A 12,421-nucleotide genomic window follows, 5' to 3' on the forward strand; every position below is an offset into this window, starting at 1 on the left:
GAGGAGCACCCCTACTCGTAGTGGCTGCCGGGCGCTTCGATCCACTTCTGCAGGAGCGTTCGGTGCGCCGGCGCCACCGCGATGAAGCGGAAGCCGATCCAGGCCTGGCCTGGCGCGCTCGCACGGTCCATCCACAGCAGGTGCGCACCCACTTCCACAGTCGCCGGCGAGCCCTTGCCACCGGGAAGCGCGAACTGCAGCTGGTAGAGCGCATCGTCGACCAGGGATTCGCTCGCGATCAGCAGCAGGCCGCTTTCGGACAGGTTGCCGATGTGGCCGACCACGCGTTCGGTCATCGCGTCGGTGACCAGAATCGTGTCGGCGGCCTTGCGGCGGCGCGCGCGGCGGAATTCGTTGATCATTTCGGCTCCAGCAGCGCGGGTTCTTCGCCACGGCCGGCGAAGCTGCGCAGCGCGCTGACCGCTGCCTGCCAGGCGCGGTCGACCAGGCGTCCGCGTTCGGCGGTGACGATCCGCGCCTGCCCGGCGGCGATCATGCGCCCCAGGCTGTCGAGCGAATGTTCGCCGATGCGCTGGCCGCGCTGGTTGACGAACAGCGCGTTGTCGGTGACCGGGCTGAACCACGACAGGCGCCGGCGCACGAAGTCGCCCTGCTGGTTGACCACGAACTCGATCCAGGTGCCGAACGGCATCACCCGCAGCTGTTCGTAGCGGGCCTGCTCCTCCGGGGTGCGCGGCGGCAGCTTGGGGCGCCTGGCCTTCGCCGGGTCCTCGCCCAGCCGCGCGCGCGCCTTGAGCTTGACGGCAAGCTCGGTGCGCGAAGCAGGGTCGTCCTGTCCTTCCGGCACGCGCTGGGTCAGGCGCTGCGCGATCACCCCGGCCTCGTCGGCGTGGTAGCCGACCTGGCCGAGCGCCTTGGCGACGTGCGCGGTCAGCGCGGGATCGACGACGGCATCGTCGCTGCAGCAGGCGAGGACGATCTTCTGGGTGGCCTCCATCTGCCGGCGCCACTCGTCCGAACCTTCGCCCTGGCGCAGCAATGTCAGCGTGAGCACGTCCGCCCAGGCCTGGTGGAGCAGGGCGCGGACGAACTTGGCCAGGCGGCGGTCACCCACGATCGCGTCGAGTGTCTCGGTTGCCCGCACCTTGGCGACCTCGAGCTTCTCCTTGCCGCGCGCTGCCTCGACGTGGCGGCGCTCGAGCAACTCGGCCTTGCGCACCTGCTCCTGCAGGTGCGTTTCGAGCTTGGTGTTGCTGGCGTCGAAGACGGCGTCGTCGCCGTCGTAATTCTCGACGACGTGGGTCACGGCCTGCTGCAGCGGCAGCAGCATCTGCGGGTCGTAGTCGTCCTTGTCCAGCCATCGGGCCGCGGATTCGGCGACGGTGTTGAGCAGCCGCCGCGCCGGATGCTGGCCGCGCACGAAGAACGCGCGGTCCTGCAGGGCGACGCGCAGCAACGGCAGCTGCAGTCGGCGGATCAGCGCGGCGGCCGGCGCGTCGGCGCGCACCTCCTCCTCGATCTGCCCGTACAGCATCGACAGCAGTTCGAAGGTGTCGTTGTCGCGCTGCGACAGCGTCGCGCCCTTGCCGTGCTGCTGCCGTGCCTGTGCCAGCAAGGTCTGCTTGACGTCCTGCAGGCTGCGCGAGTTGCCGGCGGCCGCGGGCGGTTGCGCCTGCAGGGCGCCCAGCGCGCTGAACACGTCGCGCGTGCTCAATTCGTCGCGCGGACCGCCCGATTGGCGCGGGCGCAGCTTGCCGATGAGGGCGCGCCGCCCGGCCATGAGCTTCTGCAGCGTGGCCAGCGACGCCTGTTCGTCGGCGCCGTCGTCCGGGCCGTCCCAGGCTTCGCCCATCCAGGCCGTGTGCGGACGCGACTGGCTGGACGGCGAGCGCTTGCCCGGGCGGCCGGCGGCGGGAGCGGGCGCCGGCCGCGCGCCCGCGCCGGCTTGCCCGTTGGCGGATGCGTCCGAGGGCGCGTCGGCAGCGGCATCGCCGCCATCGCGCGACGCTTCGGCGCCGGCTGGCGTCGCGCCTCCGTGGCCAGCTTCGACCCGGGCTGCGGAGCCGGGGGCGCCCGCAGCCGCTGCCGCCTGTTCTCCCTGCGGCGTGGCCCGTGCGCGCACCGGCACGAACGTCAGGCCGGGCAGCACGCCCTCCGCGTCCATCGCATCGTCGAGCTTCTCGAGGATGCGCGCGTAGCCCGACATCACCTGGCGGTCGAAAATCCGGTACAGCAGCAGGCGCGCCTCGTAGGGCACCTGGAGCGTCTGGCTGGCGTCGCGCATCGCGCGACACAGCGCGCGCGGTCCCAGCGGGATGCGCTCGGCGTCGAAGGCCGGGCTGCCGGCGAGCACGCCGAAACGCTGGCCCAGCAGGTGCAGCGGCAGCGCGGCGCGCGATTCCTGGCGGGTGGCGACTTCGCGCAGCACCGCGCCTTCGTCCATGACCTCATCCTCGACCAGGCTGAGGTTGTGGAACTGCACCGGCGTACTCGCCGCCGGGCTGTCATCGGTCGAACGCGCGCTGCGTATGCCCGCGACCCCGGCTTCCAGCTCGAGCATGAAACGCGGGATGAGGTCTGCGCGATTCATGCGCAGGGTGCGCAGGGTCTGCATGTAGCCCGACTCGACGCCGGGGCTGCGCGCCAGGTCGGCGAGGCGGAACAGCTCCTGCTCGAATTCCTTGAGCATCGTGCCCAGGCTGGTGTCCAGTTCGACCGAGACCAGCCCAAGCGCGTGTTCCAGGGCCTTGCGCACGCGACGCGGCAAGCCGGCGGCTGCCAGCGTGCGCGGCGTGGCATCGTTCGATGGCGTCGAAATGGGCATGGATCCGATTGTGCTCCCCGTTGCGCTTCTTATCACGCCGGAGGTGGAGAGGGCCAGCGTACGGATGGCGTACGCCCCTTCGGCCAACGTCCGCGCCGAAGGCCTGTACGACCGGGTATGGCGTTCACCCGTCCAGGAACAGCGCGATCACGTCGTTGCCGAAGCGGCGGCCGAGCGGCGTCGGCAACACGCGGTCGCCGTCGACGTGCAGCCAGTCGCGGGCCCGGGCTTGCGCCAGCGGGGCCGCGATCGCCGCGCGGGGCAGGCCGGTGCGGGCCTCGAACTGCGACAGGCCGAACCCCTCCACCAGGCGCAGCGCATTGAGCATGTACTCGAACGGCCGGCGCGCCGGCGCGATGTCCTCGTCGCCGCCGATCGCCTGCGCCGTGCCCGCGGTGGCGAGATAGGCCGTCGGATGCTTGTGTTTCCAGCGCCGCCGGATCGCCTGTTCCGAACCCAGGGTGAGCTTGCCGTGGGCGCCGGCGCCGATGCCGAGGTAGTCACCGAAGCGCCAGTAGTTGAGGTTGTGCGCGCATTGCCGATCGGGACGGGAATAGGCGCTGACTTCGTACTGCGCGTAGCCGGCGTCGGCGAGCATCTGCTGGCAGCGTTCCTGCATGTCCCACGCGCTGTCCTCGTCGGGAACGTCGCGCGGCGGCCGGGCGGCGAACACCGTGTTCGGTTCCAGCGTGAGCTGGTAGTGGGAGACATGCGCCGGCTGCAGCGCCAGGGCGCGTTCGATGTCGTGCTCGGCCATCGCCAGGGTCTGGCCGGGCAGCGCATACATCAGGTCGAGGTTGAAATTGTCGAAGCCCGCGTCGCGGGCCAGCCGCACCGCGGCCTCGGCCTCGGCGCTGTCGTGGATCCGGCCCAGGCGCTGGAGCACCGCGTCGTCGAAGGTCTGCACGCCAAAGCTCAGCCGGTTCACGCCGGTGGCGCGGTAGTGCTCGAAACGGCCGTGTTCGGCCGTGCCGGGATTGGTTTCCAGCGTGATCTCCAGCCCGGGCGCGAAGCGCAGGCGCGCGCTGGCGCCCTGCAGGAACGCGTCGATCGCTGCGGGCGGGAACAGGCTTGGCGTCCCGCCGCCGAAGAACACGCTGTGCACGGTACGGCCCCAGGCCAGCGGCAGGTCGAAGTCCAGGTCCGCCAGCAGCGCCTCGACGTATTGCGTGAACGGCGGCGTGCCGCCGGCGCCGCGGAATTCGTGCGAGTTGAAGTCGCAGTACGGGCATTTGCGCACGCACCAGGGCAGGTGGACGTACAGCGACAGCGGCGGCGGGGTGAGCATGGCAGGCATTGTAGGTTCGACGTGGGGACGGCCGGCGGAACGCTTCGGCGAAGCAGTTCCGCCGCTGCCGTCCAGCTCCCTCTCCTGCGATCGAGGGGAGGTTCACCGGGGCGTCGTTGCAAGCGCGGCGCGAGCATCCTGGAAGGCCGGACGCCCCGGGCGTGGGCGAAGCTCGGACCGAAGCCACTCCTACAAGCGCGGCAGCATGTCGCGCAGCGCCGCCAGCGCGAGGCCGCGGTGGCTGAGGCGGTTCTTCAGCGCCGAATCGATTTCTGCCGCCGACCGCCCGCGCTCGGGGTCGAGGAACACCGGGTCGTAGCCGAACCCCCCCGTGCCGCGCCGCGCCCGCAGGATGCGGCCGTGCCAGCTGCCCTGGGCGATCAGCGGTTCGGGATCTTCGGCATGACGCAGCAGCACGATGGTGGCGTGGAAATGTGCGCTGCGCAGTTCGTCGGGAACCCCGTGCAGCGCATCGAGCAGCTTGTCGATGTTGGCCTGTGCGTCGCCGTGGCCGCCGGCATAGCGCGCCGAATACAGGCCGGGCGCGCCGCCAAGCGCGTCGACGCACAGTCCCGAGTCGTCGGCCAGCGCCGGCAGTCCGGTGAGGCGCGCGGCGTGGCGCGCCTTGAGCAGCGCGTTCTCGACGAAAGTCAGGCCGGTTTCCTCGATGTCCTCGACCCCGAGTTCGCCCTGCGCGATGCCCTCGATCCCGCTGTCGCCGAGCAGGTCGGTGAATTCCGCCAGCTTGCCGCGGTTGCCGCTGGCGACGACCAGCCTCACCGGCGCATTTCCAGCAGGTCCCAGCGGTTGCCGTACAGGTCCTCGAACACGGCGACGGTTCCGTAATCCTCGTGCCTGGGCGACTCGACGAAGCGCACGCCGCGCGCGCGCATTGCCGCGTGGTCGCGCGCGAAGTCATCGGTCTCGAGGAAGAAGCCGACCCGGCCGCCGGTCTGGTCGCCGACGCGCGTGCGCTGGTGGTCGTCGCCGGCGCGCGCGAGCAGCAGCGCCGCGCCTGCGCCGCGCGGCGCGACCCGCACCCAGCGCTTGCCGCCGCCGCGCGGCGCGTCCTCCAGCAGCTTGAAGCCGAGCGTGCCGGTGAACCAGGCGATGGCCTCGTCGTAGTCGGCGACGACGAGCGCGACGGTGGCGATGGACTGCGTCATGTGCGGGACGCGATGCGGCTAGCGCGCGAGCGCCTCGCGCTGCGCGGCGAGCAGCTCGCCGATGCCGCGTTCGGCCAGGCCGAGCAGGGCGTCGAGCTCGTCGCGGCGGAAAGCGTGGCCTTCGGCGGTGCCCTGCAGTTCGATGAAGCCACCACCGTCGTTCATCACCACGTTCATGTCGGTATCGCAGTCGCTGTCCTCGGCGTAGTCGAGGTCGAGCACCGGCACGCCGCGATAGACGCCGACCGACACCGCGGCCACGGCGCCGAAGATCGGATCGCGCGCGATGTCCTTGCGCGACTGCAGCCAGCGCACGGCGTCGACCAGCGCCACGTAGGCGCCGGTGATCGCCGCGGTGCGGGTGCCGCCGTCGGCCTGCAGCACGTCGCAGTCCAGGGTGATGGTGCGTTCGCCCAGCGCGCGGCGGTCGACGCAGGCGCGCAGCGTGCGGCCGATCAGGCGCTGGATTTCCAGCGTGCGGCCGCCCTGCTTGCCGCGCGCGGCTTCGCGGTCGTTGCGGGTGTTGGTCGAGCGCGGCAGCATGCCGTACTCGGCCGTGACCCAGCCTTCGCCCTTGCCGCGCAGGAAGCCCGGGACGCGATTTTCGACGCTGGCCGTGCACAGCACGCGGGTGTCGCCGAAGCTCACCAGTACCGAGCCTTCGGCGTGGCGGGTGAACGCGCGTTCGATGCGCACCTCGCGCAGCTGGTCGGGCGCGCGGCCGCTGGGACGGGTCATGGAGGTCATCGGAAGCGCCGAAACGGGGCGCGTGAGTCTAACAGGCGCGGTCGGAATCGGAGCCGGAATCGGGGCCGTCCGGGCGGCCCGCGCTGTCGCAATGGCATACTTCCCGCCCGTACCAAGCCGCGAGCCGCAATCCGCATGATCCGCAGCATGACCGCCTTCGCCGCCGGCGAACGCAGCACCGAATGGGGCACGCTGGGCTGCGAGATGCGCGCGGTCAACCATCGCTTCCTCGAACTGGGCGTGCGCCTGCCCGACGAGCTGCGTCTGCTCGAGCCTGCCCTGCGCGAACGCGTTTCGGCGCGGGTGTCGCGCGGCAAGGTCGATCTCACGCTGCGCCTGCGCGCGGGCGAAGGCGGCGGCACGCTGCAGGTCAACGATGCGCTGCTGCAGCAACTGGGCGACTTGGCCCATGGCCTCGACGCACGCTTCCCGGCGCTGCGCACCCAGTTCACCGACCTGCTGCAGTTCCCCGGCGTGCTGCAGTCGAAGGCTGGAGACCCCGCCGCGCTGCACGCCGAAGCGATGGCGTTGCTGGACGAGGTGCTCGACGAGTTCATCGCCGCGCGCGCGCGCGAGGGCGGCAAGCTTGTCGCCGCGATCCTCGAACGGGTCGACGGCATCGCCGCCCAGGCCGCGCAGGTGCGCGAATTGATCCCGCTGATCCGTGCCGGCCAGCGCGCCAAGCTTGACGCACGCATCGCCGACCTCGCACAGCCCGCGGACCCGGGGCGCGTCGAGCAGGAGTTGGTGATGTGGCTGCAGAAGCTCGACGTCGACGAGGAGCTCGATCGGCTCGACAGCCACGTCGTCGAAATCCGCCGCATCTTCACCCAGGACCAGCCGGTCGGCCGCCGCCTCGATTTCCTGCTGCAGGAATTCAATCGCGAGGCCAACACCCTGGGTTCCAAGTCGGTCGACGCGCGCACCAGCAACATCGCGGTGGAGTTGAAGGTGCTGATCGACCAGATCCGCGAGCAGGTGCAGAACATTGAATAGCCGGGATCCGGGCTTCGCAATCGGCAGGGGAAGCTGGCCGGGCGCCGGGCGCCTGTCCTGTCATCCGGAGGCGGCCGCGTGACTTCCCGAATCCCCGACCCCGCAGCCGCGGCGCCCATGCGCGGCACCCTGTTCATCGTCGCGGCGCCGTCGGGCGCCGGCAAATCCAGCATCGTCAACGCCTGCCTGGCGCGCGACCCCAACATCTGCCTGTCGATTTCCTACACCTCGCGCGCTCCGCGTCCGGGCGAGCACCACGCCGAGCACTACAACTTCGTCGGCCGCGACGAATTCCAGCGCATGATCGAGGCCGGCGATTTCTTCGAGTACGCGCTGGTGCACGGCGACTGGAAGGGCACCGCGAAGCGGGCGGTGGAGGCGCGCATGGCGGAAGGCCGCGACGTGCTGCTGGAAATCGACTGGCAGGGCGCGCGCCAGGTGCGCGAACAGATGCCCGGTGCGGTCAGCGTGTTCATCCTGCCGCCGTCGCGCGAGGCACTCGACCACCGCATGCGCAAGCGCGGACAGGACAGCGAAGAGGTCATGGCGCGGCGCCTGGCGGCCGCGCGCGAAGAGATGTCGCATTTCGAGGAATTCGACTACGTCATCGTCAACGAGCATTTCGAGACCGCGGTTGATGAGATGTGCGCGATCTTCGCCGCCAGCCGGCTGCGGCGCGAAGCGCAGGCCAAGCGCCACGCGGCGCTGATTGCCGCGCTGCTGGCGGGCGAATAGTCGCTGGCTTGTGCCGCAGTGGCGCCTCGGCGGCGGCTTCTGCAGCGGGAGCGACCGCAAGGCTCGCTGCTGAAGCCGCTCGTGCGGGCCGGCAGCCTTTCCACATCCCGGAAAGTGCTTGCAAGTGATTGATTTTCCGAAGCAACGCTTGTATCGACCGGGACCATCCCGTAAACTCCGCGTCCCCCTGTCTAGAGAAGCGACGGCCCGACCGGCCGCCGGGAGAGTTATGGCCCGCATTACCGTGGAAGATTGCCTGGAAGTGGTCGACAACCGTTTCGAGCTCGTGATGATGGCCGCCAAGCGCGCGCGCCAACTCGCCAACGGCGTCGAGGCTCAGATCGACAATTCCGAGAACGACGACAAGCCGACCGTGCTGGCCCTGCGCGAGATCGCTGCCCGCCGCATCGACCAGCCGTACATCGACGCCGTCGACAAGGCCGAGCGCGAGCGCAAGGAGCGCGAGGCGCTGGAATGGGCCGCCGCCGAAGTGGTCGCCGACGAAGACATGTCCAAGGGCGACGATCTGTAAGAGACCGGAATCGGGAAGCGGAAACCGGTGATCGCAGAGGCGATGCCACCGATTCATCCCTCCCTCCGACTCGCATGATCATGGCGGCCCCGCGAGAGCGGGGCCGTTGCCGTTTGGACGCCTGAACGGGCGCAGACGTGGTGCGATGACACTGCCTTGCGGTTCCGGTTTCCGACTCCCGATTCCCCATCCCCGCCGTTTGGCCTTAGGCTCGCACCATGACCTCTGCCGAGCCCGCCCAACTCGCGCATGCCGCGCCGGCCCAGGACGCGGTTCCCGACTACGTCCTGGATCTGGAGAGCGCGACCGGCTACCTGTCGTCCGAGCAGAAGGCGCTGCTGCGCCGCGCCTGGGCGGTGGGCGCGGCGGCGCATGCGGGGCAGCTGCGCAAGTCCGGCGAACCCTACATCACCCACCCGGTGGCGGTGGCGCGGGTGCTGGCCGAGCAGAACGTGGACGTCGAGACCCTGGTCGCGGCGATCCTGCACGACACCATCGAGGACACGCCGCTCGACCACGCGCAGCTGGCGGCCGAGTTCGGCGAGACCGTGGCCGAACTGGTCGACGGCGTCACCAAGCTCGACAAGCTCAAGTTCCAGGACCGCCAGGAAGCCGCTGCGGAAAGCTTCCGCAAGATGCTGCTGGCGATGGCGCGCGACCTGCGCGTGATCCTGATCAAGCTCGCCGACCGCCTGCACAACATGCGCACCCTGGGCGCGCAGACGGCCGAAGCCCGCGAGCGCATCGCCCGCGAGACGCTGGAGATCTACGCCCCGATCGCCCAGCGCCTGGGCATGAACCTGATCAAGGCCGAACTGCAGGACCTCGGCTTCCGCGCGCTGCACCCGATCCGCCACGCGGTGCTGGAAAAGCGCATCCGCGCGCAGCCACTGCTGCGGCGCGAGGCGCTGGCCAGGATCGAAGCGCAGCTGGCGCAGAAGCTCGCCAACGAAGGCCTGCAGCATCGGCTGGTAGGACGGGTGAAGTCGCCCTGGAGCATCTACAACAAGATGCAGGCCGAGGGAAAGACCTTCACCCAGGTGATGGACGTGTTCGGCTTCCGCGTGATCGTCGGCACGGTCGCCGACTGCTACCACGCGCTGGGCGTGGTGCATTCGGTCTACAAGCCGCTGGATGGACGCTTCCGCGATTTCATCGCGATCCCCAAGGCCAACGGCTACCAGTCGCTGCATACGGTGCTGTTCGGCCCCTACGGCTCGCCGATCGAGGTGCAGATCCGCACCCAGGAGATGGACCTGATCGCCGAGCGCGGCATCGCCGCGCACTGGACCTACAAGCACGGCGGCGAAGCGCCCAACAGCGCCCAGGTGCGCGCGCATTCGTGGATCAGCAGCCTGCTTGAGTCGCAGCGCGGCACCGGCTCGTCGCTGGAGTTCCTGGAAAACGTCAAGGTCGACCTGTTCCCGGACGAGGTCTACCTGTTCACGCCCAACGGCGACATCCTCGCGCTGCCGCGCAACGCCACCGCGCTCGATTTCGCCTACGCGGTACATACCGACGTGGGCAACCAGGCCGTGGCCGCGCGCGTGGACAAGAAGCTGGTGCCGCTGCGCACCAAGCTGGCGAGCGGGCAGAAGGTGGAGATCGTGACCGCGAAATCCTCGATGCCCAAGCCGCAGTGGCTGGAATTCGTGGTCACCGGCAAGGCGCGCACCGCGATCCGCCACCAGCTCAAGCACCTCGAACACGAGGATGCGGTGCAGCTCGGCCACCGGATGCTCGACCGCGCGCTCGAGGAAAGGGGCAGCTCGCTCGAACGCCTGCCGGTCGCGCGGCTGGAGGCCTACCTGGCCGAGCTGCGCTATCCGCGGCTGGAGGAACTGCTGGCCGACATCGCGCTGGGCAACCGCATGCCGACGCAGGTGGCGCAGTCGCTGACCCGCGACGAAGACGGCACGCTCGATCTGCTCGACACCGCCGCCATGCCCCGCAGCGGCGACCGGATCCTGATCACCGGCCACGAGCGCGGCATCATCACCTTCGCCTCGTGCTGCATGCCAATCCCCGGCGACGAGATCATGGGGTACCACACCACCGGCCGCGGCATCATGGTGCACCGGATGGAATGCCCGAACGTCGCCGACTACCGCAAGTCGCCGGAGCGCTGGGTCGCCATTGGCTGGGACCGCGACGTCAGCGGTGATTTCAGCGCGGCGCTGCGGGTGGAAGTGGAGAACAGCCCCGGCGTGCTGGCGCAGGTGGCCGCCGCGATCGCCGAGGCGCACTCCAACATCGACGGCGTCGAATACCTCGAACGCGACACCAACATCGCCGCGATCCGCTTCTCGATCGAGGTCAAGAGCCGCAAGCACCTGGCCGACGTCATCCGCCGCACCCGCCGCCTGCAGGTGGTGCACGGCGTACAGAGGCTCTGAGGCGGCGCGATGCGTGTTGCGCGGACGGCTGGCGTGGCCGCATGCCCGCGTCATTTGCCAGTCTTGCGGGGAGGCTGCTTCGTGGAATGAGGCACGGCCGTCCGCGTTGTGCGGGATGACAAACAAAACCCGAGGCTTCAAGCTTCGCGGTTCATTGTCCATCCCGGAGCCGCGATGTCTCGCCAGCCCATTCATTCCGACCAAGCTCCCGCCGCCATCGGCCCGTACTCGCAGGCGGTCCGCGCGGGCAACACCATTTACCTGTCGGGGCAGACACCGATCGACCCGGCCACCGGCGCGCTGGTCGAGGGCGACATCCGCGCGCAGGCGCGGCGCGCGTTCGACAACCTCAAGGCGGTCTGCGAAGCCGCCGGCGGCTCGTTCGACGACATCGTCCGCGTCGGCCTGTACCTGACCGACCTGGGCCAGTTCGCCGAGGTGAACGCGGTGATGGCCGAATACTTTGCGCAGCCCTATCCGGCGCGTTCAACCATCGGCGTGGCGGCGTTGCCCAAGGATTCGGCGTTCGAGGTCGATGCGGTGATGGTGCTCGGCTGAGGTCTTGTCCGCGGGAGTGCTTCAAGTCCTGCATCCGGATCGCCGGACCGGACTGGGCTCGGAAGCACCGCGCTCGCGGCTGAAGCCGCTCCCGCAAGCCGTCAGGGCATCGTGCGCATCGCGCTGGGCGCTGCGCCGGTCCAGCGCCTGAAGGCACGCCGGAACTCGCGCGCGTCGCGGAATCCGACGATGGCGCCGACCTGGGCGATCGGCAGGTCGCTCTGGCGCAGCAGTTCACGCGCGCGCTCGCTGCGCACCTCGTCGTGGATCGCGCGAAAGCCGCTGCCGGCGGCGACCAGCTGCCGGCGCAGGGTGCGTTCGGTCAGGTGCAGCTCGGCGGCGATGTCGCCCAGCCCGGGGCCCTCGTGCAGGCGCGCGCGCAGCAGCTGGCGCACGGCGGCGACGATTTCGCCGCTCGCCGGCCCGCGCGGCATTTGCGCCCGGCACAGGGCGAGCGCTTGCTGGGCGCTGACCGGATTGTGCGCCGGCAGCCGCCGTGACATCCACGCCGGGTCCACCAGTTCGCGGTTGCGCGGCATCCCGAAGCGCACCTCGCATTCGAACAGCGCTTCGTACTCGCGCGCGTAGGCGGGCGCCGGATAGGTCAGCTCCAGCCGCAGCGGCCGGAACGACGGTCCGACCAGGCCTCGGCACAGCATCAGCGTGCTGGCGAACAGTTCCTCGCACAGGAACGGCAGGATCGCCTCGTCGGGCGCGCGCGGGCTGGCGACGAAGCATAGGGCGCGCGGATCGGACGCATCGAGCTCCAGGTCCATCAGGCTGCCGGAAACCGCCGAATACTGCAGCCCGATCGCCACCGCGTCGCCGAAGGTGCGCGCGGTCATCATCGCCAGACCGAGCAGGCCGAAGCTGCCGGTGGTCTGCTGCCGGCCCAGACGCAGGCCGATGTCGGGCTCGCACAGATCGTGTAGCGCGCGCTGCACCACCCGGCTGGCCTGGCGATAGGACACACGCACCGATGCATCATCCACCTGCGCGCGAGCCAGGCGCAGCCCGGTGAACCACCGCTCGCAGCCGATGCCCCGGTCCTCGGCCATCAGGCACAGTCCCGAGAGGATGTTGGTGGAGATGCTGGCGGCGGTCAGACGCGGGTCGACGGCGTCGCGATGCATGCGGTTCGTCCAGTTTGTCCGTTTTGACCCCCCCCAGTATGCCGCCAATGCCCTCCACCGGCACCGGTGGGAGCGTCGAGACTGT

The 12,421-nt window shown here is 70.0% G+C and carries 12 protein-coding genes; 5 read left to right on the plus strand and 7 right to left on the minus strand.

The window, feature by feature from the left end:
- Nucleotides 1-11: 11 nt before the first annotated feature.
- The 6 genes from ACFOM9_RS05740 to rph form a co-directional block, all read right to left on the minus strand.
- Nucleotides 12-362 carry a PilZ domain-containing protein gene (locus ACFOM9_RS05740; protein WP_386707442.1) on the minus strand — a complete coding sequence of 117 codons (351 nt, stop codon included), beginning with the start codon at nt 360-362 and terminating at the stop codon, nt 12-14.
- A complete protein-coding gene (locus ACFOM9_RS05745; protein WP_386707445.1) occupies nt 359-2,785 on the minus strand; it encodes a DUF1631 domain-containing protein in 2,427 nt (808 codons plus the stop codon). The genes ACFOM9_RS05740 and ACFOM9_RS05745 overlap by 4 nt, the downstream gene beginning before the upstream one ends.
- Nucleotides 2,786-2,909: 124 nt before the next feature.
- The gene (hemW, locus tag ACFOM9_RS05750; RefSeq protein WP_386707447.1) at nt 2,910-4,073 is read right to left on the minus strand and encodes a radical SAM family heme chaperone HemW; all 1,164 of its coding nucleotides are present in this window, start codon (nt 4,071-4,073) and stop codon (nt 2,910-2,912) included.
- A gap of 189 nt (nt 4,074-4,262) precedes the next feature.
- Entirely contained in the window at nt 4,263-4,853 is a 591-nt protein-coding gene (gene rdgB, locus ACFOM9_RS05755) for an RdgB/HAM1 family non-canonical purine NTP pyrophosphatase (RefSeq protein ID WP_386707450.1), read from the minus strand.
- Nucleotides 4,850-5,239 carry a VOC family protein gene (locus ACFOM9_RS05760; protein WP_386707453.1) on the minus strand — a complete coding sequence of 130 codons (390 nt, stop codon included), beginning with the start codon at nt 5,237-5,239 and terminating at the stop codon, nt 4,850-4,852. The genes rdgB and ACFOM9_RS05760 overlap by 4 nt, the downstream gene beginning before the upstream one ends.
- Nucleotides 5,240-5,257: 18 nt before the next feature.
- Complete coding sequence (gene rph / locus ACFOM9_RS05765; RefSeq protein ID WP_386707456.1) at nt 5,258-5,986, minus strand: ribonuclease PH; 729 nt, start codon at nt 5,984-5,986, stop codon at nt 5,258-5,260.
- Nucleotides 5,987-6,121: 135 nt separating this feature from the next.
- On the opposite strand from rph, the gene ACFOM9_RS05770 reads away from it, so the two are divergent.
- The 5 genes from ACFOM9_RS05770 (at nt 6,122) to ACFOM9_RS05790 (ending at nt 11,203) form a co-directional block, all read left to right on the plus strand.
- Entirely contained in the window at nt 6,122-6,982 is an 861-nt protein-coding gene (locus tag ACFOM9_RS05770; protein WP_386707459.1) for a YicC/YloC family endoribonuclease, read from the plus strand.
- A 117-nt stretch (nt 6,983-7,099) separates the two neighbouring features.
- Entirely contained in the window at nt 7,100-7,717 is a 618-nt protein-coding gene (gene gmk / locus ACFOM9_RS05775; protein WP_386708130.1) for a guanylate kinase, read from the plus strand.
- Nucleotides 7,718-7,946: 229 nt separating this feature from the next.
- The gene (rpoZ, locus tag ACFOM9_RS05780; RefSeq protein ID WP_386707462.1) at nt 7,947-8,249 is read left to right on the plus strand and encodes a DNA-directed RNA polymerase subunit omega; all 303 of its coding nucleotides are present in this window, start codon (nt 7,947-7,949) and stop codon (nt 8,247-8,249) included.
- Between the two features lie 218 nt (nt 8,250-8,467).
- Entirely contained in the window at nt 8,468-10,645 is a 2,178-nt protein-coding gene (locus ACFOM9_RS05785) for a RelA/SpoT family protein (RefSeq protein WP_386707465.1), read from the plus strand.
- Nucleotides 10,646-10,819: 174 nt separating this feature from the next.
- Complete coding sequence (locus ACFOM9_RS05790; RefSeq protein ID WP_386707468.1) at nt 10,820-11,203, plus strand: RidA family protein; 384 nt, start codon at nt 10,820-10,822, stop codon at nt 11,201-11,203.
- Between the two features lie 101 nt (nt 11,204-11,304).
- Here the strand turns inward: ACFOM9_RS05790 and ACFOM9_RS05795 are convergent, their stop codons facing one another.
- Nucleotides 11,305-12,336 (minus strand): AraC family transcriptional regulator, encoded by a 1,032-nt coding sequence (locus ACFOM9_RS05795; protein WP_386707471.1) that lies wholly within the window; start codon nt 12,334-12,336, stop codon nt 11,305-11,307.
- Nucleotides 12,337-12,421 lie beyond the last annotated feature (85 nt).

Origin of the sequence: Luteimonas notoginsengisoli, assembly GCF_042648885.1 — a bacterium.
GTDB lineage: Bacteria > Pseudomonadota > Gammaproteobacteria > Xanthomonadales > Xanthomonadaceae > Luteimonas > Luteimonas notoginsengisoli.

Excerpts from the sequence above, each read along its gene's own strand:
- ACFOM9_RS05760 (WP_386707453.1), bottom strand. The coding sequence starts at position 5,239 with ATGACGCAGTCCATCGCCACCGTCGCGCTCGTCGTCGCCGACTACGAC.
- gmk (WP_386708130.1), top strand. The coding sequence starts at position 7,100 with ATGCGCGGCACCCTGTTCATCGTCGCGGCGCCGTCGGGCGCCGGCAAA.
- ACFOM9_RS05770 (WP_386707459.1), top strand. The coding sequence starts at position 6,122 with ATGATCCGCAGCATGACCGCCTTCGCCGCCGGCGAACGCAGCACCGAA.
- rph (WP_386707456.1), bottom strand. The coding sequence starts at position 5,986 with ATGACCTCCATGACCCGTCCCAGCGGCCGCGCGCCCGACCAGCTGCGC.
- ACFOM9_RS05790 (WP_386707468.1), top strand. The coding sequence starts at position 10,820 with ATGTCTCGCCAGCCCATTCATTCCGACCAAGCTCCCGCCGCCATCGGC.
- hemW (WP_386707447.1), bottom strand. The coding sequence starts at position 4,073 with ATGCTCACCCCGCCGCCGCTGTCGCTGTACGTCCACCTGCCCTGGTGC.
- ACFOM9_RS05785 (WP_386707465.1), top strand. The coding sequence starts at position 8,468 with ATGACCTCTGCCGAGCCCGCCCAACTCGCGCATGCCGCGCCGGCCCAG.
- ACFOM9_RS05740 (WP_386707442.1), bottom strand. The coding sequence starts at position 362 with ATGATCAACGAATTCCGCCGCGCGCGCCGCCGCAAGGCCGCCGACACG.
- rpoZ (WP_386707462.1), top strand. The coding sequence starts at position 7,947 with ATGGCCCGCATTACCGTGGAAGATTGCCTGGAAGTGGTCGACAACCGT.
- ACFOM9_RS05795 (WP_386707471.1), bottom strand. The coding sequence starts at position 12,336 with ATGCATCGCGACGCCGTCGACCCGCGTCTGACCGCCGCCAGCATCTCC.
- ACFOM9_RS05745 (WP_386707445.1), bottom strand. The coding sequence starts at position 2,785 with ATGCCCATTTCGACGCCATCGAACGATGCCACGCCGCGCACGCTGGCA.